General features: G+C 70.1%; 22 protein-coding genes and 1 pseudogene. 11 read left to right on the top strand and 12 right to left on the bottom strand.

The genetic code is table 11. The features are described 5' to 3' along the window. Window positions 1–17: 17 nt before the first annotated feature. A complete protein-coding gene (locus tag ACZ4SA_RS17775; protein WP_468275192.1) occupies window positions 18–701 on the bottom strand; it encodes a hypothetical protein in 684 nt (227 codons plus the stop codon). Between the two features lie 318 nt (window positions 702–1,019). Between ACZ4SA_RS17775 and ACZ4SA_RS17770 the strand changes: the two genes are divergently transcribed. Continuing rightward, entirely contained in the window at window positions 1,020–1,349 is a 330-nt protein-coding gene (locus ACZ4SA_RS17770) for a hypothetical protein (RefSeq protein WP_468275189.1), read from the top strand. 218 nt (window positions 1,350–1,567) lie between these two features. On the opposite strand, the gene ACZ4SA_RS17765 is transcribed toward ACZ4SA_RS17770, so the two are convergent. Beyond that, a complete protein-coding gene (locus tag ACZ4SA_RS17765; protein WP_468275187.1) occupies window positions 1,568–2,800 on the bottom strand; it encodes an NAD(P)/FAD-dependent oxidoreductase in 1,233 nt (410 codons plus the stop codon). Between the two features lie 286 nt (window positions 2,801–3,086). On the opposite strand from ACZ4SA_RS17765, the gene ACZ4SA_RS17760 reads away from it, so the two are divergent. Both ACZ4SA_RS17760 and ACZ4SA_RS17755 read left to right on the top strand, forming a co-directional pair. Continuing rightward, on the top strand, window positions 3,087–3,266 hold the full coding sequence (locus ACZ4SA_RS17760) for a hypothetical protein (protein ID WP_468275184.1): 180 nt from the start codon (window positions 3,087–3,089) through the stop codon (window positions 3,264–3,266). A gap of 107 nt (window positions 3,267–3,373) precedes the next feature. Then, on the top strand, window positions 3,374–3,724 hold the full coding sequence (locus ACZ4SA_RS17755; RefSeq protein WP_468275181.1) for an alpha/beta fold hydrolase: 351 nt from the start codon (window positions 3,374–3,376) through the stop codon (window positions 3,722–3,724). Between the two features lie 119 nt (window positions 3,725–3,843). Here ACZ4SA_RS17755 and ACZ4SA_RS17750 read toward each other — a convergent pair whose 3' ends face one another. Both ACZ4SA_RS17750 and ACZ4SA_RS17745 read right to left on the bottom strand, forming a co-directional pair. Continuing rightward, window positions 3,844–5,085 (bottom strand): LmeA family phospholipid-binding protein, encoded by a 1,242-nt coding sequence (locus tag ACZ4SA_RS17750; protein ID WP_468275463.1) that lies wholly within the window; start codon window positions 5,083–5,085, stop codon window positions 3,844–3,846. A 119-nt stretch (window positions 5,086–5,204) separates the two neighbouring features. Continuing rightward, window positions 5,205–6,290, bottom strand: a complete 1,086-nt coding sequence (locus tag ACZ4SA_RS17745) for a WD40/YVTN/BNR-like repeat-containing protein (RefSeq protein ID WP_468275178.1) — start codon at window positions 6,288–6,290, stop codon at window positions 5,205–5,207. A gap of 221 nt (window positions 6,291–6,511) precedes the next feature. Here ACZ4SA_RS17745 and ACZ4SA_RS17740 point away from each other — a divergent pair, with 221 nt between their 5' ends. Continuing rightward, window positions 6,512–6,802 carry an ArsR/SmtB family transcription factor gene (locus ACZ4SA_RS17740; RefSeq protein WP_468275460.1) on the top strand — a complete coding sequence of 97 codons (291 nt, stop codon included), beginning with the start codon at window positions 6,512–6,514 and terminating at the stop codon, window positions 6,800–6,802. Between the two features lie 36 nt (window positions 6,803–6,838). On the opposite strand, the gene ACZ4SA_RS17735 is transcribed toward ACZ4SA_RS17740, so the two are convergent. Then, entirely contained in the window at window positions 6,839–8,212 is a 1,374-nt protein-coding gene (locus tag ACZ4SA_RS17735) for an FAD-dependent oxidoreductase (RefSeq protein WP_468275176.1), read from the bottom strand. Window positions 8,213–8,395: 183 nt separating this feature from the next. After that, entirely contained in the window at window positions 8,396–9,079 is a 684-nt protein-coding gene (locus ACZ4SA_RS17730; protein WP_468275174.1) for a DUF305 domain-containing protein, read from the bottom strand. 179 nt (window positions 9,080–9,258) lie between these two features. Between ACZ4SA_RS17730 and ACZ4SA_RS17725 the strand changes: the two genes are divergently transcribed. Then, window positions 9,259–10,770 carry an LVIVD repeat-containing protein gene (locus ACZ4SA_RS17725; RefSeq protein WP_468275171.1) on the top strand — a complete coding sequence of 504 codons (1,512 nt, stop codon included), beginning with the start codon at window positions 9,259–9,261 and terminating at the stop codon, window positions 10,768–10,770. Here the strand turns inward: ACZ4SA_RS17725 and ACZ4SA_RS17720 are convergent. The 5 genes from ACZ4SA_RS17720 to ACZ4SA_RS17700 form a co-directional block, all read right to left on the bottom strand. Further along, entirely contained in the window at window positions 10,746–11,399 is a 654-nt protein-coding gene (locus ACZ4SA_RS17720; protein ID WP_468275168.1) for a TetR/AcrR family transcriptional regulator, read from the bottom strand. The two genes, ACZ4SA_RS17725 and ACZ4SA_RS17720, sit on opposite strands and share 25 nt — an antisense overlap. 190 nt (window positions 11,400–11,589) lie before the next feature. Continuing rightward, window positions 11,590–12,309: an HAD family hydrolase gene (locus tag ACZ4SA_RS17715; RefSeq protein ID WP_468275457.1), complete on the bottom strand. Its 720-nt coding sequence runs from the start codon at window positions 12,307–12,309 to the stop codon at window positions 11,590–11,592. Window positions 12,310–12,333: 24 nt separating this feature from the next. Then, window positions 12,334–13,026: a phosphatase PAP2 family protein gene (locus ACZ4SA_RS17710; RefSeq protein WP_468275165.1), complete on the bottom strand. Its 693-nt coding sequence runs from the start codon at window positions 13,024–13,026 to the stop codon at window positions 12,334–12,336. 28 nt (window positions 13,027–13,054) lie between these two features. Continuing rightward, window positions 13,055–13,990: a M56 family metallopeptidase gene (locus ACZ4SA_RS17705; protein ID WP_468275162.1), complete on the bottom strand. Its 936-nt coding sequence runs from the start codon at window positions 13,988–13,990 to the stop codon at window positions 13,055–13,057. Between the two features lie 119 nt (window positions 13,991–14,109). Next, a complete protein-coding gene (locus ACZ4SA_RS17700) occupies window positions 14,110–14,670 on the bottom strand; it encodes a DUF5134 domain-containing protein (RefSeq protein WP_468275161.1) in 561 nt (186 codons plus the stop codon). A gap of 208 nt (window positions 14,671–14,878) precedes the next feature. On the opposite strand from ACZ4SA_RS17700, the gene ACZ4SA_RS17695 reads away from it, so the two are divergent. Continuing rightward, window positions 14,879–15,451 carry a GNAT family N-acetyltransferase gene (locus ACZ4SA_RS17695; protein ID WP_468275158.1) on the top strand — a complete coding sequence of 191 codons (573 nt, stop codon included), beginning with the start codon at window positions 14,879–14,881 and terminating at the stop codon, window positions 15,449–15,451. A 45-nt stretch (window positions 15,452–15,496) separates the two neighbouring features. Here the strand turns inward: ACZ4SA_RS17695 and ACZ4SA_RS17690 are convergent, their stop codons facing one another. Continuing rightward, window positions 15,497–16,180, bottom strand: a complete 684-nt coding sequence (locus ACZ4SA_RS17690; RefSeq protein ID WP_468275156.1) for a glycerophosphodiester phosphodiesterase — start codon at window positions 16,178–16,180, stop codon at window positions 15,497–15,499. 487 nt (window positions 16,181–16,667) lie between these two features. Between ACZ4SA_RS17690 and ACZ4SA_RS17685 the strand changes: the two genes are divergently transcribed. The 5 genes and pseudogenes from ACZ4SA_RS17685 to ACZ4SA_RS17665 all read left to right on the top strand — a co-directional run bounded on the left by ACZ4SA_RS17685 (window position 16,668) and on the right by ACZ4SA_RS17665 (window position 21,273). Beyond that, the gene (locus tag ACZ4SA_RS17685; RefSeq protein WP_468275154.1) at window positions 16,668–18,065 is read left to right on the top strand and encodes a DUF6421 family protein; all 1,398 of its coding nucleotides are present in this window, start codon (window positions 16,668–16,670) and stop codon (window positions 18,063–18,065) included. Between the two features lie 23 nt (window positions 18,066–18,088). Next, window positions 18,089–18,844, top strand: a complete 756-nt coding sequence (locus ACZ4SA_RS17680) for an SDR family NAD(P)-dependent oxidoreductase (protein WP_468275454.1) — start codon at window positions 18,089–18,091, stop codon at window positions 18,842–18,844. After that, window positions 18,841–19,902: a threonine aldolase family protein gene (locus ACZ4SA_RS17675; RefSeq protein ID WP_468275451.1), complete on the top strand. Its 1,062-nt coding sequence runs from the start codon at window positions 18,841–18,843 to the stop codon at window positions 19,900–19,902. Before ACZ4SA_RS17680 ends, ACZ4SA_RS17675 begins: the two co-directional genes overlap by 4 nt. A gap of 83 nt (window positions 19,903–19,985) precedes the next feature. Further along, window positions 19,986–20,561 (top strand): transglutaminase-like domain-containing protein, encoded by a 576-nt coding sequence (locus tag ACZ4SA_RS17670; RefSeq protein WP_468275150.1) that lies wholly within the window; start codon window positions 19,986–19,988, stop codon window positions 20,559–20,561. Between the two features lie 20 nt (window positions 20,562–20,581). Further along, a pseudogene (locus ACZ4SA_RS17665) lies at window positions 20,582–21,273 on the top strand (B3/B4 domain-containing protein). Window positions 21,274–21,405 lie beyond the last annotated feature (132 nt).

The following is a 21,405-nucleotide window of genomic DNA, read 5'->3' as shown; positions in this document are numbered from 1 at the left end:
CGGGAGTGTGGCAGGTGTCAGTTGGCAGGGGCCTGGTAGAGACCGCGGCCTGCGCGGTGGGCGCGCGATGTGGCAACGAGACGGTCAAGGGTGCTGCGTACGGTGTTGATGTCGCCCGCGGTGTTGTCACGTCCGAGGGCCTCAGCGACGTCGCGGGCACGCAGCGCGGTGTCGGCGCGGCCGGCCAGTACCGCGATCACCTGTTCGGTGAGCCCGCCGGTGTCCTGGGCCGATGCCGCGGCGGGAGCCGGCGCCTTGGCCGCCTTGGCCTTGACCGCCTTGGTGCCGGTGGCCTTCTTCTTCGGACCGCTGTTGTCGGCTGCCTTCGGGGCGGTCTTCTTGCGCGGCGGGGCAGGGGCCTTGCGTGTTGTGGAGGGGCGCGGGGTTGCTGACCTCTTCTGCGCGGGCACGGTGACTTCGGCTGCCTGCGGTGCCTCCGCAGCCGGGGCCGGCTCGGGTGCGGCATCGGCGACCGGTTCGACGGATGCCGCTTGGGCGGTCGGCGCCGCGACCTCGGTGCGGGGCTGCGGGAGTGCGGTGCCTGCCAGTGCATTGAGCGCGGTCAGAGCGCCGCGCACGGACTCCAGCCGCTCGGTCACCTGTGCAAGTTCCTTCTGCAGCGCCTGCTGGTGTGCTTCCAGTTGGGGCAGTTCGGCCTGGAGCATGGTGGTTGTGTCGGCGAGGCTGCTGGCGCTGGTCATGGTGGGCTCCCTGGGGGGTGGGTTGGGCGAGGGTCATTGTTTGTTGTGATGCAGGGTACGGCCGGTGCGTTTGGTTTGTGGCATCGAGCCGTGATGTGACCGCCGTCGGTGGGTTTATGGCAGGGAACCGCGTGCAGCCACCGCCTATGTGAGACCTTTTTGGTTGGCCCGTGTCGATGGGACGAGCTCAGGCTCGGCAAGCAGCAGCCCCTGGGACGTTGTGGGGTTGCTGAGGAACGGCTCCGGCGGAGTCGCGCCGTACGGGACATATTCTCCGCGAGGCATGACGAGAGGCATGACGAGTGGAGGGCCGTACAGGTGGCGGAGAGCAGGAAGAGCGTTTCTGCCGAGCGGTCCTCGCGGGCGCCGCCGCGGCACGGCGGGCGGCGCCAGGGCGGCGGGCGGCGCGGCACGTTGCTCGACCCGTCGACCGGCGAGGTCACCGAGGACGCGGTCGTCGTGATCCGTGACGGGGTGGTGAGGGCGGCCGGGGCGCGGACACACACCGCGCTGTCCGCCACGGCCGCCTTGCCGCAGGCCCATGCCGCCGTCCCCGGCGTCGACGCACTGCCGCACGGCAGCGGCCCTTCCAGGGCCGTGGTCTTCCGCGACGTCCGCCCTTCGGCGCGCAGCATCCGGTCGACCTGACGGTCGTGGACGGCCGGAGCTCGGACCGGCACGGGGGCGGCGTCGAGATCCACCTGCACGACCGCGGCGAGAAGGGGCTCACAGCGCTGCACGGCATCATCGGCCGTACACGCGCGCTGTCCCTCCGGGGCAAGGTCACCGTCAGCCACGTGTTCAGACGGGGAGCTCGTGGGCCACGGGGTTGTCCGGACCGTGAGGTCCTGGAGCGAGGAGGTCGCTCAGCCGAGGAGGTCGCCCAGAGGTACGTCGGAATCGGCGAGCCTTTTCGTGTCGACCGGCTGCTCGGAGGTCACGAGGGCGCGGATGGGGTCGGTGACGTCCCAGACGTTGACGTTCATCCCGGCCAGCACCCGGCCCTCGGCGAGCCAGAACGCGATGAACTCCCGGGTGTCCTTCCGGCCGCGGAAGACGACCTGGTCGTAGCCGCCGGGTTCGACGTATCCCGTGTACTCCATGCCCAGGTCGTACTGATCGGTGAAGAAGTACGGCACCCGGTCGTACGTCAGGTCCCGGCCGAGCATCGCCTTGGCCGCGGCCTGGGGCTGGTTGAGGGCGTTGGCCCAGTGCTCGACTCGGATGTGCTTGCCGAGCAGCGGATGGAGGGCGTTGGCGACGTCCCCGGCGGCGAAGATGTCCGGGTGCGAGGTGCGCAGCTGGGCGTCGACGCGGATGCCGTTGCCGACGTCGAGGCCGGCAGCGTCGGCGAGCTGGGTGTTGGGGGTGATGCCGACTCCGACGACGACCGCGTCGGCGTCGATGCGGCTGCCGTCCGACAGGAGTACGCCGCTCGCCCGGCCGTCGGCTCCGGTGATCTCGGCGACCTGAACGCCGAAACGCAGGTCGACCCCGTGATCGGTGTGGAGGTCGGCGAAGATCTGGGATGCCTCGCGGCCCAGCACGCGCAGCAGGGGGAGTTCCGCCATCTCCACGACCGTGACCTCGAGACCGGCCGCGCGGGCGGCGGCTGCCGTCTCCAGGCCGATCCAGCCGGCCCCGATCACCGCGACGCGGGACGCGGACGCGAAGGTCTCCTTGATGCGGTCGCTGTCGGCGAGTCGGCGCAGGTAGAGGACTCCGTCGAGGTCGTCCCCGGGCACGGGCAGGCGGCGCGGTGAGGAGCCGGTCGTCAGCAGCAGCTTCGCGTAGCCGATGCGGCTGCCGTCGGACAGAGCCACCTCGTGTCCGGCGGGGTCGATCGTGGAGACGGTGCTGCCGAGGCGCAGGTCGACATCGTGCTCGCCGTACCACTCGTGGGGGTGGACGTAGACGGCGTCGCGTCCGTCCTTGCCCATCAGGTAGCCCTTGGAGAGCGGCGGGCGTTCGTAGGGGTGCTCGTTCTCCTCTCCGAGGAGGACGACGTCGCCGTCGAAGCCCTCTTCGCGGAGCGTCTGCGCCGCCTTCGCACCGGCCAGGCCGGCTCCGACGATCACGAATGATCCGCTGGCGGTCATGTTCTCTCCTCTGCCGCGTTGGCTCGCAAAGCAATGGCTTCCGCTCGGCGAGCCGGCCCTGCGGTCGCCGCACCTGGCCACGCCATGGTCCTTGATGGTGCTGCATTGCAGGCGGTTGGTGAGTTCCTCGGTGTGTCTGCCGACCGGAAGGCCGCTTCACATCGACTCGACGGCCCTGGCGTCTCCCGGTGCCTCCCGGGGGCCTCCAGGTGTCTCCAGGTGACGATCTGATTGCGGTCGCCCGGTGGTGAGTTGCCTCGGCCGCCTGCTGTCCGTTGAAGCGGATATGGACAGAAGGAAAAACGATTTTGGTGGCGGCTGCGTCCTGTGCGAGGACCTCTTCAGCCGACCCAGGACCAAGCCCCCGGTACCGGCGCGGGCCTGGTGGGTCCAGGTGCTGGGCACCACGCTCGCCGCCGCTCTGATCGTGACCGGCTTGGCGGCCGTGGCCGTCACCGCCCCCTGAGGCGACTCGCCGGGCTGCGGGGACTCTCGGACGGTCAGCCGTGCACGCGCTTGGTCACCGCATCACCGGCGGCCGACGACTCGAGGTAGAACTTCCGCATCGCGTCGGTGCGGCCAGCGGTCTCCTTCGGCGGCGGACGGGTGGGGGAGGGCTGGGCAGCCGGTCTGGAGCATCACAACGGCGGATGGCTCCCACGCTTCGACCGTGACGTGATGGTCGCCTCGCTGGCGGAGAACTCCCTCCGCTCGTTCCGGCCCGAATGGCGGCAAGTCACCTGTCCCACCTTGGTCGTGCTCGCCCAGTCGAGCTTCGTCCCCGGGCCGGACGTCGACGCGATGCTCGAGCAGCGGCCGGAAACGCCGGCGGTGAGTGTCCCCGGAACAGGTCACGACCTGCACCTCGATCAGCCCGAAGTCCTTGACGACCTCCTTCTGAGGTTCCTCGAAGGCCTTGGCTGATCGACAGGTTGTGACCGGGGTTCGTCGCCGGCGTCTGCGGCGTCGTGGCCGTCCCGACTGGGACGACCTCCTTCTCGTCGCCGGTGTCCGCGGCGTCGTGGCCGTCCCGACCGGCCGTCCTATCGCGTCCTGGGTCGCTCCGGATTGAGCGCTGCGCCGAAGTTCATACCGCTGCCGGTGAGATCCACGTGGATACCGTCACGTTCCACGACGATATTGCGCAGGCGTACGTCTCCCGGCACCGTCTCCGGCAGTGCTACGGAAAGAGAGAACCGGTCGGCCAGTTCCGGCGGGCGAAGCTGCAACAGCGCTCCGACGAGGTCCGGGTCGATGCCGACCTTCTCCAGGATCACAGGATGGTCGACGACAAGGTCGATCAGGTTGACCTTCGTCAGTCTCTGGAGGAACCGGGGTGAGCCGGTGAGCCGATGGAGCTCTTTCTCGCTCCGCAGCGCCCGGTCCATATGGGACTTGGGAATGCCGAGGCGCTCCACGACCGCAGGCAGGTCGAACAGCGCTTTGATGCGCGCTGTTTCGCGGCTTATCCGGCCGGCTGCTTCGGGGTGCAGGCGCAGGCCGGCGTGATCGGGATCCTTGCCGGGCCTGTAGGTGAACAGGCGCGGCACGTCGAGCCGTACGTTCTCGAGCGTGGTGGACACCGCGCGGTCACCACTTTTGCCGACGCGTGCCTGTGCCGCCACGGTTACCGTGCGGCCGGCGACAGGCAGCGATCCGGCGATGCGAACCGCATCCGGTCCGGAACATGTGAACTCGAGGCGCGAAGCGCCCAGCTCCCGGTTGAGGTCGTCGAAGGACAGCAGAACATCGCCTTGCATGTGCTCGACGAAGGCGCCTCGCACCGAGGTCGGGAGGTCACCGACCAGGCGGACATCCCGGGCGGCTACGTGTACTTCGGCGATGGAGACCTTGTCGGCGGGAACGTCCGGCAGGTCGAGGTCGGCATGGTCGACCCGGTTGCGGGCCAGTTGCGTCAGGAACGGGAATCCGATGATGTCGACGTCGGGCCGGGCGGCGAGGCCGAGGGAGTCCTGGATGCCTTCTTCGGCCTTCTCCTCCGCGTAGATCAGGGCCAGGCGGTCGCAGAGGACGAAGAGAGTGCCGGCGACGACGACTGCGACGATGAACTTGAGGGTGATGGGGACGGCCGCCAGACGGCTTTTGCCCCGATGATTGGGTGGAGCCCAGTCCTCTCGCTCGTCATCTGACGGGATGGCGCGTACTGGGGGGAGACGAGGCAGGCGCTCCGGTGGAAGGATGGAATCCGGTTCTGGATCTGCGAATTGGGCCAGTTCCTCGTACGGATTGTATGAATGAGTCGATATGCGTGTGGGGGGTCGCATCGCCACATCCCATCACGACGACCATGGTCCACCGCAAATCCGGTGCACGGAACTCGCGTTGGGCGATCGTACTGGGCTACGGCCGGACCCTGCCCACGCGCCTCTTCCGGGCGAACGCGTCACCGCATGACAGCCGCCCGTACGCACAGCACATCCGGCAGGTGCGAGGCGAGCAGCTGCCAGGTGTCGCCGTCGTCCGCGCTCGCGTACACCTCACCGTTGCGGTTGCCGAAGTAGACGCCGGCCGGGTCCGCGTCGTCCGTGCACAGGGCGTCCCGGAGCACCGTGCCGAAGTGCTCGCCCTCCGGGAGGCCCGCCGACAGCTCGTCCCAGGTGTCGCCCGCATCGCGCGTGCGATAGACGCGGCAGCGGCGTCCCGCCGGGACGCGGTCCGCGTCGGCCGTGATCGGGAAAACGTACGCCGTGTTCGCCCGGTGGGGGTGGGCGGCCATGGCGAAGCCGAAGTCGGACGGCAGCCCGGCCCCGATGTCGGTCCACTTCGCTCCCGCGTCGTCACTGCGGAACACACCCCAGTGGTTCTGCAGATACAGCCGGTCCGGATCGACGGCGTCCTGCGCGATCTTGTGGACACACTGGCCGAACTCCGGATTCGGGTCGGGCAGGAAGACCGCGGACACACCCTGGTTGGACGGTGCCCAGCTCTTCCCTCCGTCGCGGGAGCGGAACACCCCGGCCGTGGACACGGCCACCGTCACCGCCTCCGGATCGCGCGGGTCGGTGATCACTGTGTGGACCGCTTCACCACCGCCGCCCGGCACCCACTGGGAGCGGGTCGGGTGCTCCCACAGGGGCCGGACCAGCTCGAAGCTGCTGCCGCCGTCCTCCGAGCGGAAGAGCGCGGCGGGCTCCGTGCCCGCGTAGACCACCTCCTGGTCCCCCGAGGAGGCCGGGTGCAGCTGCCAGACCCGCTCCAGTGACGCTCCGGTGTCCTTCGGGAACTTGACCGCCGGCTTCTCCGGCTCGATCCAGGTCGCGCCCAGATCGTCGGAGTGGAAGACGGAAGGGCCCCAGTGCGCGCTGTCGCCGCCGACCAGCAGCCGGGGGACCGCGCGGCGGGTGTCGATCCCGATCGAGTACACCGCCTGCGCGTTGAAGTGCGGGCCGTTGAACTCCCATGTGCCGCCGCTCCTGCGGCCGATGAAGAGTCCCTTGCGCGTGCCTACGGTCAGCAGAACATCGGTCATGGCCCGATACCTCCAGGACGCCTTTGTCTCGGTTATGGGCCAGTCTGCACCCGACCACTGACAGTGGCCGGTAGGACGCTCTTCGCGCAGGTCGGCCCGGCAATGCAAATACAGACTGCCTGCCGGGCCGAAACTCATCGGCGCGCACTCGTCGGCGTGGGTCTCCGCCGCGCACGGCGCCGTGGGTTCTCCTCAGACGGAGCGGTGGTGTGCGGCGGGACATGGACCTCGCCGCCGAGTACGCGCGGCGCGTGCCGGGCCCAGAAGGGGTTGCGCTCGCGGCCGGTGAGACCGACCTGACCTGTTCGGACATCGACCTGCCCGTCACCAGGTCGACGACGACCCACCACTTCCGCGTGCTCCGGGAGAACGGCGTGATCCGTCAGACCTACCAGGGAACCGCCAAGATGAACGGCCTGCGGCGCGACGATCTCGACGCCCTGTTCCCCGGTCTGCTCGACCGGGTGCTCGAAGCGGCAGAAGGTCAGGCGCGACGCCTCGGCGACACCTGAGACGCCCCCGCCGCCGCCGAGGCGACACCGCCGGCGTCACTGCTCCCGGTCACCCGGATCGGCCGGCCCTCCGACGTGCGCCGCGCCCAGCAGCCCCGCCCAGTCGGAGATCTTGACGCGCGACCGCCCCAGGCTGCGGCCCAGTGCCGTCTCCGCCTCCTCGATGGCCAGCCATCCCGTCCATCGCACCGGCCGGTGCCCCGATGCCCACAACACGGCCACGGGGTCCGCGGCGACCGGCCGCTGCGCGAGCGCCGACGCGTCCTCGAGCAGTGAGTTCACCGTCTCCTTTGCGCACGGCCGGTTGCTGCCGATCACTCCGGTCGGCCCCCGCTTGATCCACCCCGCCACGTACTCGCCGGGCGAGAAGGCGCCGTCCCGCAGCACCCGCCCCGCCGCGTTGGGCACCACGCCGCGCTCGGCGTCGAACGGCAGACCGTCCGTCGGCACGCCCCGGTAGCCCACCGCGCGCAGCACCAGCTGCGCCTCCACGTCCTCGTACGCGCCGGTGCCGCGGATGCCGCCCGTGCCGTCCGGCGTCGTCCGTTCGAAGCGGACCCCGCCGACCCGCCCGTCCCGCTCCAGCACTTCCACGGGCCGCAGGAAGAACCGCACGTGGATACGGCGCGGCCTGCCGTGCGGCGGGCGGGCGGCCCACTCCCGTACGACCGTGAGGTTCCGGCGGACGATCGCGGGTACGGCCGCCGGATCGGCGTACGCCGGCTCGAGCGCGAGGTCCGCCGGGGCCACCAGCACGTCCGCGCCGGGCAGGGCGCCCAGCTCCCGCAGCTCCTTGGTGGTGAACTTGGCCCCGGCCGGTCCGCGCCTGCCGACCATGTACACGTCGCGCACCTGGCTGGCCTCCAGCGCCCCCAGTGCGGCCTGGGGGACGTCCGTCCCGCGCAGCTCGTCCGCGCCGCGCGCGAGGATGCGCGCCACGTCCACTGCCACATTGCCCGCGCCGATGACGACGGCCGCCCGCGCGCCGAGCGCGAAGGCGCCCGGCGCCGCGTCGGGGTGGGCGCTGTACCAGGAGACGAAGTCGGTGGCCGAGTGGCTGCCGGGCATATCCTCACCGGGAATGCCGAGCCTGCGGTCCCTGGCGGCGCCCACGCAGTACACGACCGCGTGGTAGAGCTCCAGGAGCTTCCCGGGATCGAGGCCGTGGGAGCCCACCTCGACGTTGCCCAGGAAATCGATCCGCTCGTCCTCCAGGACGGACCGCAGGTTGTTCTGCAGCGACTTGATCTTCTCGTGGTCGGGGGCCACTCCGTAGCGGACGAGTCCGTACGGGCAGGGGAGACGGTCGAGGATGTGCACCCGGACATCCGGCACGGCGGTCTGCTGGACGAGGGCCTGGGCGGCGTAGACCCCGCTGGGGCCGGAACCGACGACGGCGACGCGAAGCACGGCTGCGCTCCTTCCCGCAGGGGGGAATTCCAGCATCGCACTGGTGCGCCGCGCTGGGGAGCCTTGCGCGGGGTCTCCTTGCCGGCGTGTCCTCCGGCCGTGCCCCCCCCGTGCCCCCCGTGCCCCCGCCGGGCCGAGCATGTCCGTGTCCTGCGGGCGTGTCCGCCGTCCCTGCCCTCCCGCTCACATCTCGCGCATCCGGCCGATCTCGGCGGTCTGCTGTGCGATCACGTCGTTCGCCATCTCCTCGACCAGGACGTTGTTGCCGTTGGAGAGGACCTCGGCGGCCATCGTGATCGCCCCCTGGTGATGAGTGATCATGAGCTTCAGGAAGAGCTCGTCGAAAGCTCCGCCCCCGGCGGCCCGCAGCTGCTTCAGCTGCGCCGTGGTGGCCATTCCGGGCATCGTGCCGTGGTCGTGCCCGTGCCCGCCTGCCTTGGTGTCCCCGCCTGGCCTCTCCTCGCCGCCGTTGTTCTTCAACCAGCCGCGCATCGCGTCCACTTCGGGCTTCTGCGCAGCGGCTATGCGTTCCGCGAGGCGCTTCACCTGCGTCGACTCGGCACGGTCCGGGGCGAGGGCGGTCATCTCCAGGGCCTGCTCGTGGTGGACGACCATCATCTCCGCATAGCCGAAGTCCGCCGAGTTGGGGCTCTCGTCGGGTGCGGCCTTTGCGGCCTCCTCTGCGGACAGGGTCCTGGCCGGCTCCCCGGGCTTTCCGGGTGCCACCACGGACGGCCCGCCGGAGCCCGCCGCCTTGGGCGAGCCGTCGGAGCTCGACTCGCAGGCGCCCAGGGTGAGCAGGGCCGCGGCGACCGCCGCAGCCACGGCGGAGCTGCGGACCGGCCTGGTAGGGCGGCGGTTCAACACGGTTACCTCCCGGGGAAGTTGGGCCTCATCGACGACCGCCCTCACTTACTTCACGTGTGTCGTTGATCAGAAACCTTGATGACTTCCGTGTTGCCATCTGTTGAGATGTGCATGCTAGGGAACATACTGCCTGGGTCCGTGAACCGTTCAACCACGAACGGCTATCAGGGGAGGACGCAGTGAACCTGTTGCACACCACCCGAGTGCGACGCAGACGACTGGGAGTCGGCGCGGCCGCGGCCGGCCTTCTCGCCACACTGCTGGCGGCGGGACCGGCGGTTGCCGTCCCCGACCCGGGCGACGCGCCCGCCCGGGAGAAGGTCTCGGCCGGTCAGGCGGCGGACGCCAGGTCGGCCATCCAGAACGGCGAGATACCCGGCGTGGACGAGGTCGTCACCAGCGACAACGTCGAGCACGTGACGAACATCCCGAAGGACGCGCTCGCGGGAACCAACTCTGACCTGGCCTTCCAGGGCCGGTACGCCTTCGCCGGAAACTACGACGGCTTCCGCATCTTCGACATCGGCAACCCGAAGAAGCCCAGGACCGTCTCGCAGGTCCTGTGCCCGGGGTCGCAGAACGACATCAGCGTCTCGGGCGATCTGCTTTTCCTGTCCACCGACTCCTCGCGGAGCGACAACTCCTGCAACAGCACCTCGCAGCCGGCGACCGAGAAGTCGTCCTGGGAGGGCATGAAGATCTTCGACATCAGCGACAAGAGGAACCCGAAGTACGTCGCCGCTGTCGAGACGGCGTGCGGCTCGCACACGCACACGCTGGTGCCGGAGCGCAGGAACGTCTACGTGTACGTCTCCTCGTACTCGCCGAACGCGGCGTTCCCCGACTGCCAGCCGCCGCACGACGGAATCTCCGTCATCAAGGTGCCGCGCAAGGCGCCGGAGAAGGCGGCGATCGTGAACTTCCCGGTGCTCTTCCCCGGTGAGGGTCCCGACGGCGGCGGCAACCCCGGTTCGCCCACCAACCCCGGCGTCTCCAAGACCACCGGCTGCCACGACATCACGGTCCTGCCCTCCAAGGACCTGGCGGCGGGTGCCTGCATGGGTGACGGCATCCTCTTCGACATCGACGACCCGGAGCATCCGAAGGTCATCGACCGGGTCCAGGACAACGTCAACTTCGCGTTCTGGCACTCGGCAACCTTCAACCAGCGGGCCAACAAGGTCGTCTTCACCGACGAGCTCGGCGGCGGCGGCGGGGCCACCTGCAACGCCGAGATCGGTCCGAACCGCGGTGCCGACGGCATCTACGACATCGTTGGCAAGGGTGACCGGCGCAAGCTTGTCTTCCGCAGCTACTACAAGATCCCGCGACACCAGGCCGACACCGAGAACTGCGTGGCGCACAACGGCTCGCTGATCCCGGTCAAGGGCCGCGACATCATGGTCCAGGCCTGGTACCAGGGCGGCGTCTCCGTCTGGGACTTCACCAACTCCTCGAAGCCCAAGGAGATCGCCTACTTCGAGCGCGGCCCGCTGAGCGCCACCACCATCTCCACCGGTGGCTCCTGGTCCGCGTACTACTACAACGGCTACATCTACTCGAACGACATCGCCAAGGGCTTCGACGTGCTGAAGCTCAGCGACCGGCGCACCGACGCCGGCAAGAAGGTGCGCATGCACGAGCTCAATGTGCAGACGCAGCCGGACTACTTCGACGACTTCGACAACTGATCCGGGATGTGCCCAGGTGCCCCGCCGGGCGGGAAATCGTCCGGCGGGGTGCCGAGCTCCCATTCCAGTCCGTACCGCTGGAACAGCTCCGCGCGCAGCCGTGCGCGGGGCATCGGCACGCCCGGCAGCAGCACCGCGAAGACCGCTCCCATCAGCAGCGCACGCAGCAGGGGATAGTCGGTGTCGACGTCCCGAGACCCGTAGCGCTGCACCGTGTCCCTCAGCAGGGCGGCGAGCCGCTGTTGCTCCGGGCACTGAACGAAACCGTCGGCCTGCAGAATCCCCGCCATGTGTGTGCGCATCAGGACGGGATGGCCGACGGCCAGGCCGAGAATGGCGTCGATGGCCCGTGCCAGCCGCTCGTGCCCGTCCTCGGTGTGCGGCTCACGCTCCAGCGCCGCCTGGAGCGTGCGGTGCATCAGCCGGTGTACGGCCGACTGCAGCAGCTGGCGTTTGCCCGGGAAGTAGTACGAGACCAGCCCGCGTGCCGAGCCCGCGCGGTCGGCGATGTCGCCGAGCGTGGTGGCCTCGTAACCACGCTCGTCGACGAGTTCCAGCGTCGCCTGCAGAAGCCGCTCGCGGGAACGTCGACGAAGCTCTTCATTGACCGATGCGCTTCGCGGGGACATGCTTGACTCCTGCGTTGACTGGCTCTCAGCCAATATACTCAGCGCGTCCCGCCGTCCGGCCCTCGGGGCAGGTCGGCGAGTCTGCTGCCCGAACCGGGCGACGCGGGGGATCGTCCGGTTCGGGGGCTTTGTCCTGCCCCCAGTCTCCTACAGCCCCTCGCCGTCCCCTACCGTGCGGCGCTCCGGTCTCCTACGGTGCGTCGCGCGGATCGACGGCTTCGAGCACCGGGCGGAGCCCCGCCGGCCGCTCAGCCACCGGCAGGTGGTCCACGAAGAGGACCGCGCAGCCCAGATCGGCGGCCCCGCCGTCCGCGCGCCGGTCGTCCCCCACCATCAGCACCTCGCGCGGATCGCGGCCGAGGCCCTCGCATGCCGCACGGAAGAGCCGGACATCGGGTTTCTGTACGCCGTGCTCGAACGACAGCGTGTAGGTGTCGATCAGCGGGTCCACGCCGTGATCCCGGAAGACGGGCCGCAGGTCCCAGCCGATGTTGCTGACCACACCTACGCTGATGCCCCGCTCGCGCAGGCCGTGCAGTACCTCGGCCGCATCGGGGTAGGGGCGCCACGCCCGAGCCGTCATATGGCGGTCGTAGAGCGCGTCGTACATACCGTCGTCCGGCATACCGTCGTCCGGCAGGCGCACCTCGCGCGCGAGACCCGTGTACGCGGCCCTGTGCGTCTCCATGCTCGTGTCCCGCACCGCCCACGGGGTGGCCAGATGGTCGGGTATGCGTCGGGGCTGGGCCCCTCCCGGCAGTGCGCCTGCCGCCTCCAACCGCACGGCGCACTCGTCCAGTTCCTTCTCCGCCACGACATGTCCGCGCTCGCGGAGCACGGCACGCAGCCAGTCGCGCGTCGACTCGATGCGGAACAGCGTGCCGGAGAAGTCGAAGAGCACAGTTCTGATCACCATGGGCCGATCTTCGACGGGTCAGCGTCCGCGGGGCAAGGCCGCGCGCTCGTACGTGGCGACGGCGAGAGCGACGACGCACACCCCGAGCAGCCATCCGCCGATCACGTCCGAGGGCCAGTGGACGCCCAGATAGAGCCGGGTGAAGCCGACCCCTGCCACGGAGGCGGCGGCGGCCGCCACGCACCCCGCCCAGAGACGCCCGGTGACGCCCCACCGCCGCGACAGCCAGAGCAGCAGCCCGCACGTGACGACGGCCGTCATCGCATGCCCGGACGGGAAGGCCGCGTAGTGCGCCGCGTCGACGGGATCGGGCCACTGTGGCCGATCACGCCCCACGGCGGCCTTCACGGCCTGCTGAAGGGCCGCCGCGACAGCGCTGGTCACCGCCACCCAGACGGCGAGCAGACGTTCCCTGCGCAGCCACAGCCACACGACGGCCGCCGCAGCAAGCAGCCGCATCGCCCACGGGTCCCACACCCAGTCGGTCAGTACTCGGTTGACCTGTGTGAAGGCCGGTTCGGTCAGGGCGGGGCCGTGCAACGCGTCCACGACCGCCTGGTCGAAGGACATCAGCGGGGACCACGAGAGCGTGACGGGCACCAGCATCAACGCGGACAAGGCGGCGAACACGCCGCAGACACGGGCGGGGCCGACCGCCGGCTCCGGCGGTGTCGTGGGGGAGGGGGTGCGGGTGGGGTGGGGGGAGGCCATGAACAGATCCTGTCCCTTTCGTGGCCTTCTATCCCAGCGCGCGCAACCCCGGGACGAAGGCCACGAGCAGCGGTACCACCGGCACCAGGGCGGCGGCGGCCGTCAGCCGCAGCCGATGGCCCCGGGTGAGCCGGGGGATCGGTGCCAGCAGCCGGTTCACCCGGTGCGGCAACTCCGCGTCCGGGGTGGGACATGGCCCGAACACCCCGCGCTCCTCGTTCAGTTCCACCAGCGCCAGCGCGATCGTCAGCCGGCCGAAGCGCCGCGAGGCGACGTCGTCCGCCGCCAGCTCGACCAGCCGGTGCATCTCGTCACGGAACGCGGCGAACACCGGGATCTGCGGGAAGCCGTTGGCCAGGGCCGCGGAGCAGTGCAGCAGCCAGTCGTGCCGGGCCCGCGCGTGGCCCTGCTCGTGGGCCAGTACGGCGTCGAGCCGACGGCCCTCCAGACGGCGCAACGCGGCCGTGGTGATCACCAGTTGAGGGGCCGCGCCCGGCAGCCACCAGGCGTCGGGCCGCTCACCCTCCAGGACGACCAGCGGCTCGCTGCCGGGCACCTCGCCGGGCATCAGCGGGGAGCGCACGAGGAGCTCGGCACGTCGGCGCCTGCGCTGTACATGAGACCTGCGGATCTCCCGCGCGAGCATGGCGCCCGTCCACAGGCCACCGCATGCCAGGATCACTGCGAGCACCGCCGACCACGGTTCGCCGGCCCCCAGGGCGTACGCCTCGACGACCCCGTTCGGCGCCGACGCGAAGACACGGCCCCGCACGAGCTGCCACGCGGCGGCCGCGCTCAACGTCATCGACAGCGCGAACGACAGCAGCACGGCAGCCACGATGCACTGCCACACCCAGAGGGCGACTACGGGCTCGCGCTCCGGCCAGTCGGCACGCGACACGAGGCGCGGTGCGACGACGGCGGCCAGTGCGCCGAGCATGAGCAGCGCGAGCGAGACCATCATGGACCGCAGCCTATGAGCGCGCGGCTACTTGCGGGTATGGCCGCGTACGTCAAGTGACGCACGCCACGGTTTGATCGCGGCCCTGCGGAGCGGTGAAGCCATGGCCGTCGCGCTCCGGCTCACAGGGTCAGCAGCATCGCCAGCATGGCGACCGCCATCGAGACTCTGCAGGCGGGCACGAGCGTGGTCCGTGAGCCCGGGCAGGTCCGTATCGCGAGCGCGCCCCCGCCGGCGGGGGCGCGCGCTATCAGCAGCCGGGGGCCCGAGCGCAGCGCGTACACGGAGAAGTACACGAGCAGTGCGCCCGTGACGACGGGCACTCCACCCGTCGCGTGTCCGCCGTGGCCTCCGGGTCCGCCGGCGGCCATGGCCACCGCCATGTAGATCATCGCGAGGCAGCCGACGAAGTGGTGCAGGTGCCGGCCCGCGCGCCGCAGCGGCCGCATCGCGTGCCCCGCGGCCGCGCCGAAGACCGCCGCGTACACCATCCAGTACCACCGGGGTGGTGTGAACACGGTGGCGGGAACCGCCATCGCGGCCATGCCGAAACCCATCAGCGCCTCCGCGCCGGCCGCCTCGCGCACCGGCCCGGAGCAACGGCGCGTCCGCGCCAGGCAGTACGCCCCGGCCGTGGCGCACAGCACCATGAGCAGCCAGCCGGACATCGCTGGTCCGTGCACGGCGTACCTCCCCCTTCGGCCGGCGTTCCACGTCGGTCGAGAAGTCGATGCCCCCCCGCTGCGCTTCGTACGCGAGCGCACGGGGGTAAAGGGGGAGCGCGACGAGGGCGCAGAAAGAGCTCCGCTGAGGCGGTGACCGGCAGGAAGGCCGGCGGCGGGGCGGGATAGTGTCGTGGCCTCTGCACACCGGGGAACGGAGGGCCACCCAATGGAGACCGCACCGCCGAAGGACTCCGGCGAACTCACCTACCGCGACGCGGTCGAGGCCGATGTCCCGGTGCTCGTCCCGCTGATCGAGTCGGCGTACCGCGGTGACGCGAGCCGGGCGGGCTGGACCACAGAGGCGGACATCCTCGCCGGGCAGCGCACCGACCCTCAGGGCGTCCTCGAGGTCATCACCGCGCCGGGCAGCCGGCTGATGATCGTCGAACGCGACGGCGCGCCGATCGCCTGCTGCCAGCTCGAACACCGCGACGAGGCGGCCTACTTCGGCATGTTCGCGGTGCGCCCGGAGCTCCAGGGCGCCGGTCTGGGCCGCCGGATCATCGCAGAGGCGGAGCGCAGAGCCCGCGAGGCATGGGGCGTCGCGCAGATGCACATGACGGTGATCTCCGTGCGCGAGGAGCTGATCGCCTGGTACGAGCGCCGCGGATACCGTCGTACGGGCCGGATGAGCCCCTTCCCGTACGGCGACGAGCGCTTCGGTATCCCGCAGCGCGAGGATCTCGCCTTCGAGCTGCTCGTGAAGGACCTCGTACCAGGCGGTCGGGACCGCTCGTGAAGGATCTCGTAGCGAGGCGGCTGAGGCCTCGTACGACGGCGGCCGTCAGGCCGTGAAGCGGCCGGTGCGCCGGATCTCGGGGAAGTCGGTCGTCGCGCCGTCCAGCTCGAGAGCGCGCACCAGCCGCAGGTGGTCCTGCGTGTTGACCACCCAGCCGATCACCCGGAGCCCCTCGGCGTGGGCTCGCTCGACGGTCTCCAGTGTCAGCCGGCGGATGTTCAACGCCAGGCAGCGGGCGCCCACCGCCTTCGCCCGGTCCACGATGTCGGCTCCCCAGCGGCTGGCGATCAGCACCGTACGCACGCCCGGCACCAGCGCCGAGATCTCGGCGATCGCCTCGTCGTGGAACGAGGACACCTCGACGCGCGGCACCAGATCCCGCCTGTGCATCACCTCGGCCAGGGCGCGCGCCGCGGCCGCGTCCTTGATCTCCGCCTGGAGCGGTGACTTCACGGCGTCGAGGACCTCCTCGAACACCGGCACCCGCTCGCCCCCGCCCGCGTCGAGCTGGCGCAGTTCGGCGAGCGTCTTCTCCGCGATCGGGCCGTTGCCGTCGGTCGTGCGGTCGACGTCGGCGTCGTGCATGACGGCGAGTGCGCCGTCCTTGCTCAGATGCAGATCCAGCTCGATGGCGTCCATGCCGGACTGCTCGGCGCGAACGAAGGAACGCAGGGTGTTCTCCGGCTCCACGCCCATGACCCCGCGATGACCGATGGTGAGGAAAGTCAAGATTCTCTCGCTTCCGTCGACGGCGGCTCCCGCGGGGCGCAGCCTGGCACCCGGCGGTAAGGACGCAGCCTAACGGCCGCTCCCGGTGACGGAACCGCTCTCGCACGGGGTGTCCGGAAGCCGTCCCCGGTCCGTGTCCGCGCACCGCGGGCGGCGGTCGGAGGGCCGCTTCACCCCAGGGTGGGCGCGTCCTGAGGCGGTTGACGGCGCGACTGCCCGGCGTGCCGCCCAGGGCCGCCGTTGCGACCGCCGGCGTACCGACCGGAGCTGCCGTTGCGACCGCCCGGCGTGCCCCTGAGGGTTGCTGTTGCGACCCCCCGAGGTACCGGGTAGAGCCGCCGATGCGACCGTTATACGTGCCTGCCGCCGCAAAAACTGCGGCGATCAAGGGGGTCGCACGGGATAATTTCCCAAGCCTCTACTTGTGGGAGGGAACCGCACATGGATACGGTGTCTTGACGCGAGGTTCTCCCGTGAAGGAAGTGACATGACGGAAATTCTTGTGCAGGACGTGGCCGCAGGGGGCATATCCCGGGCCGACAGGGTGATCCACCACCCGAGCTGGCCGACGCTCAAGAATGCCGTCGAGGAGATCCGTCCCTGGCAGTCCAAGGACGGCTCGATCGACTTCGACGCAGAGGACGCGCCGGCCAGAGCAGCGGTGGAGGCCGCCCTGGACCGTGTGATCGGCGCCGTGGAGGACCTGTCCCCGCTGCTGCCGCACGACGCCGCGTACCACCGCACCCTCGTGGCCGACCTGCGGAAGTGGGCCGGCACGGGCTTCGAGGTGCCGGACTTCCTGGACTCGCTGCTCGCCTTCCACCCGGCCGCGGACCGCGAGGACGGGCTCCAGCACCTGGTCGTCTTCCCGATGTACACGCAGAACGGGAACCCCGACCGCAATCTCGAGGCCGTCGTCCTCAGGATGGTGTGGCCGGAGTGGCTCTCCGAACTGGAGCGCACCCGGTACGACAACCCGCTCTTCTGCGGCATCACCTTCGAGGACTTCACCGCCGGTTACGACACGAACTCCGCGGTGCTGTTCCCCGAAACCATCGCCGTGCGCGAGGCGCCCGAGCGCTTCACCTGGGGTGGCATCTTCTGCGACCGCGAGGCGGCCCGCTTCCGCGCCGTCACCGAAGAGGCGGTGAGTGTCCTCGGCCTGGAGCTGCCGGACGACATCCGCGAGATGGTCGCCGACCAGAAGCGCTGCGAGCAGGCCTTCGTGCTCTGGGACATGGTCCACGACCGTACCCACAGTCATGGCGACCTGCCCTTCGACCCGTTCATGATCAAGCAGCGCCAGCCGTTCTGGATGTACGGCCTGGAGGAGCTGCGCTGTGACCTCACCGCGTTCAAGGAGGCCGTGAGGCTGGAGGCCGAAGGCAACCAGCACGGCCGTGACGTCCAGTACGCGGTGCTCTTCGACCGGATGTTCCGCTTCCCGGTCTCCGGCGACCGCGTCCGCAACTACGACGGCCTCGGCGGCCAGCTGCTCTTCGCCTACCTGCACAAGCACGATGTGGTCCGCTGGACGGACAACACCCTGAAGATCGACTGGGAGCGTGCCCCGCAGGTCACCAACCAGCTCTGCGGCGAGATCGAGCAGCTCTACCGCGACGGCATCGACCGCCCGAAGCTGGTCCACTGGTTCGCCGCGTACGAACTGGTCTCCACCTACCTGGCGCCCCACCCGGGCTCGCGCTGGGCCAAGGGCCCCGACGCCCTCGACCTGTCCCAGCCGCCCCGTAAGCTCGTCGACGACGTGCTTCCGGACGAGTTTCCGCTGAGCATGTTCTATGAGGCGCTTTCCAAGAAGCTGAAGAACGTGATCGCCTCCACCAAGGGGATCACCGCCGCTTCCGCTTCCGGAGCTGCCGCGTGAGCTCTCGCATCCAGGAGGCGACCATGAAGACCAACGGCAGCGGTGCTCTGGAGGGTGCAGTGGTCGCGGTGGCGGGCGCGGCCGGTCCGGCCGGCCGGGCCGCCCTGCTGAGGCTGGCGGAGGCGGGCGCCGTCGTCGTCGCCTCCGACGCCGACCCGCAGCGGCTCGCCGAGGCGGTGGACGCCGCCAGGTACGCCCACGGCGGGGCCACTGTCACCGGTGACACCGTCGACCTGCTCGACCTGGGCGCCGCGCGCGACTGGGCCGACAAGACGGAGAAGGAGTTCGGGCGGATCGACGGTCTGGTCCACCTCGTCGGCGGCTGGCGTGGCAGTGCCACGTTCGCCGAGACCAACCCCGGGGACTGGGAGCTGCTCGAGAAGCTGCTGATCCGTACCGTCCAGAACACCTCGCTGGCGTTCCACGACGGGCTGCAGCGCAGCGACAAGGGCCGCTATGTGCTGATCAGCGCGGCCGGAGCCTCCAGCCCCACCGCGGGCAACGCCGCTTACGCGGCGGCCAAGGCCGCCGCGGAGGCATGGACGCTGGCCCTCGCCGACGCCTTCCGCAAGGCAGGGGGTGAGCAGGGCCCCACGTCGGCGGCTGCCATCCTGGTGGTCAAGGCACTGGTGCACGACGCGATGCGCGCCGAGCGCCCGAATGCGAAGTTCGCGGGCTTCACCGACGTGACGGAGCTGGCCGAGGCCATCGTCGGAGTCTGGGACCGGCCCGCCCCGGAAGTGAATGGACAGCGTCTGTGGCTGACTCCCAAACCGTGAAGACCGACGCCCGGCGCCACCACGACCCGTCCGTGCGCGGGTTCGCCAGCGACAACTACGCGGGGGCCCACCCCGAGGTGCTCGCGGCGCTCGCCCTCGCCAACGGAGGCCACCAGGTCGCCTACGGCGAGGACGAGTACACCGGCCACCTCCAGCGGATCGTGCACAGCCACTTCGGCCCGACGGCGGAGGCCTTCCCGGTCTTCAACGGCACCGGCGCCAACGTGACCGCCCTCCAGGCGCTCACCGACCGCTGGGGTGCCGTGATCTGCGCCGAGTCCGCCCACATCAACGTCGACGAGGGCGGCGCTCCTGAACGGATGGGCGGGCTGAAGCTGCTGACCGTGCCGACGCCGGACGGCAAGCTCACACCCGAGCTCATCGACCGCCAGGCGTGGGGCTGGGACGACGAGCACCGTGCGATGCCGCAGGTCGTGTCGATCACCCAGAACACCGAACTCGGCACGGTCTACACCGTGGACGAGATCCGTGCGATCGTCGATCACGCGCACGGCCACGGCATGAAGGTCCATCTCGACGGGGCCCGGATAGCCAACGCGGCGGCCTCGCTGGACGTCCCGATGAGGACGTTCACCAACGCCGCCGGTGTCGACGTCATCACCTTCGGCGGCACCAAGAACGGCATGCTCTTCGGTGAGGCGGTCGTCGTCCTGAACCCGGACGCGGTCAGCCACATGAAGCATCTGCGCAAGCTCTCCATGCAGCTGGCCTCCAAGATGCGTTTCGTCTCGGTGCAGTTGGAAGCACTGCTCGCCAAGGACCTGTGGCTGCGCAACGCCCGCCACGCCAACGAGATGGCCCAGCGGCTCGCGGCGGGTGTGCGCCAGGTGGACGGGGTGGAGATCCTCTACCCGGTGCAGGCCAACGCCGTCTTCGCCCGTCTCCCGCACGATGTGAGCGAGCGACTGCAGAAGCGGTTCCGCTTCTACTTCTGGGACGAGGCGGCCGGCGACGTGCGCTGGATGTGCGCGTTCGACACCAGGGAAGAGGACGTGGACTCCTTCGTGCAGGCGCTCAAGGAGGAGATGGCGCGCTAACCGCCACTTGAAGAGCGTATAGGTATACGGTCGATCGAAAAGTCATTGACTTGTGATCGGCCGTTTTCCTATGCTCCCCGACCATGGATCTCATCCAGCAGAATCCCGATCTCTCCGCCTACTTGGCGGCCAACGAGGTGATCGACCATGAGCACCCGCTGGTGCGGGAGGTCGCCGCCCGTCTTGCTCGTCGAGCCTCGGGCTCATATGTATACGCTCGCGCCGCCTATGAGTTTGTGCGTGACGCCGTTCCGCATTCGCATGACACGGGGGACATGAGGGTCACGTGGCGCGCCTCCGACGTGCTGGAGCAGCGCACCGGCATCTGCCACGCCAAGTCGCACGCCCTGGTCGCGCTGCTGCGCGCCGAGGACATCCCGGCCGCCCTCTGCTATCAGCGACTGGACGGCGTGGTGCACGGCTTGGCCGCCGTGCGTTTCCGAGGCGCCTGGCACCGGCAGGATCCGCGCGGCAACAAGCCCGGCGTCGACGCGCAGTTCTCGCTGACGGGTGAACGCCTTGCATGGACACCCGAATCGGAGTCCACTGATATGGACTATCCAGTGCTCTATGCTGTACCGCACTCCGCGGTCCTGAAGGCCTTGCAGGAGGCACCGGACCGCGCGTACCTGTGGCAGACGCTCCCGGCCACACTCTGAACAGCCGAGGCAAGCAGGCGATGACCCTCCAGCTCACCGTGTCCGACGAAGTGCGCGCGCTCGCGCCCGGCTCACCCGCGTCGCCGTCGAGGCGCGCGGACTCGTCAACGGCCCCAGCAGCGCCGACAGCTCGGCGCTCCTGGACGAGGCCGCCCGCCGGCTCGCGACCCGGCTCGACGGGCGCGCTCCGCACGAGGACCCGCACATGGCCGCCTGGCGTCAGGCGTACACGGCTTTCGGTGCCAAGCCGTCCCGTACCCGCAACTCGGCAGAGGCGCTGGCCAAGCGGGCGCTCGCCGACGGCGGGCTGCCCCGGATCAACGCACTGGTCGACCTCTGCAACGCCATCAGCGTGGCGCATCTGATCCCCGTCGGGGGTGAGGACACCGACCACATCAAGGGCGGCATGCGGCTCGTACGGGCCAGCGGCCGGGAGCCGTTCGCCATCATCGCCGGCGGTCAGCCTGCCGAGGAGCACCCCGAGGCCGGCGAGGTCGTCTGGTGCGACGACAAGGGCGTCACCTGTCGGCGCTGGAACTGGCGCCAGGGGGTGCGCACCCGTCTGACGGAGGAGTCGGTGAACGCCCTGTTCCTGCTCGAGGGTATGGGCCCGGGGGCGGCCGGCGAGCTCGAGGCCGCAGCCGCCGAACTCGTCGAATCACTGGAGAAGTTGAGCCCCGGGGCGCGGATCACCGTGCACCCCCGCGCCTGAACGGCCCGAGGAGCGTGTCGGCCATGGCCGGGCCGGCCCTAGGGCGTGTTTCGAAAGTAGCGTCGTCCGCCCGCAGGGCGGGGCCCGCGGCGTCTGGTGCGTGCAATCGCAAGGCGGAGGATCATCCTCGTA

The sequence above is a fragment of the Streptomyces sp. NPDC027962 genome (assembly GCF_055566095.1).
The sequence above is the reverse complement of the archived record's forward strand: the minus strand, read 5'-3'. Positions and strand labels throughout refer to the sequence as shown.

What these genes read in the sequence shown, in the direction of transcription:
- ACZ4SA_RS17775 (WP_468275192.1), bottom strand. Translation starts at nt 701, where the DNA reads ATGACCAGCGCCAGCAGCCTCGCCGACACAACCACCATGCTCCAGGCC.
- ACZ4SA_RS17765 (WP_468275187.1), bottom strand. Translation starts at nt 2,800, where the DNA reads ATGACCGCCAGCGGATCATTCGTGATCGTCGGAGCCGGCCTGGCCGGT.
- ACZ4SA_RS17760 (WP_468275184.1), top strand. Translation starts at nt 3,087, where the DNA reads ATGGACAGAAGGAAAAACGATTTTGGTGGCGGCTGCGTCCTGTGCGAG.
- ACZ4SA_RS17750 (WP_468275463.1), bottom strand. Translation starts at nt 5,085, where the DNA reads ATGCGACCCCCCACACGCATATCGACTCATTCATACAATCCGTACGAG.
- ACZ4SA_RS17745 (WP_468275178.1), bottom strand. Translation starts at nt 6,290, where the DNA reads ATGACCGATGTTCTGCTGACCGTAGGCACGCGCAAGGGACTCTTCATC.
- ACZ4SA_RS17740 (WP_468275460.1), top strand. Translation starts at nt 6,512, where the DNA reads ATGGACCTCGCCGCCGAGTACGCGCGGCGCGTGCCGGGCCCAGAAGGG.
- ACZ4SA_RS17720 (WP_468275168.1), bottom strand. Translation starts at nt 11,399, where the DNA reads ATGTCCCCGCGAAGCGCATCGGTCAATGAAGAGCTTCGTCGACGTTCC.
- ACZ4SA_RS17710 (WP_468275165.1), bottom strand. Translation starts at nt 13,026, where the DNA reads ATGGCCTCCCCCCACCCCACCCGCACCCCCTCCCCCACGACACCGCCG.
- ACZ4SA_RS17705 (WP_468275162.1), bottom strand. Translation starts at nt 13,990, where the DNA reads ATGATGGTCTCGCTCGCGCTGCTCATGCTCGGCGCACTGGCCGCCGTC.
- ACZ4SA_RS17695 (WP_468275158.1), top strand. Translation starts at nt 14,879, where the DNA reads ATGGAGACCGCACCGCCGAAGGACTCCGGCGAACTCACCTACCGCGAC.
- ACZ4SA_RS17685 (WP_468275154.1), top strand. Translation starts at nt 16,668, where the DNA reads ATGACGGAAATTCTTGTGCAGGACGTGGCCGCAGGGGGCATATCCCGG.
- ACZ4SA_RS17680 (WP_468275454.1), top strand. Translation starts at nt 18,089, where the DNA reads ATGAAGACCAACGGCAGCGGTGCTCTGGAGGGTGCAGTGGTCGCGGTG.
- ACZ4SA_RS17670 (WP_468275150.1), top strand. Translation starts at nt 19,986, where the DNA reads ATGGATCTCATCCAGCAGAATCCCGATCTCTCCGCCTACTTGGCGGCC.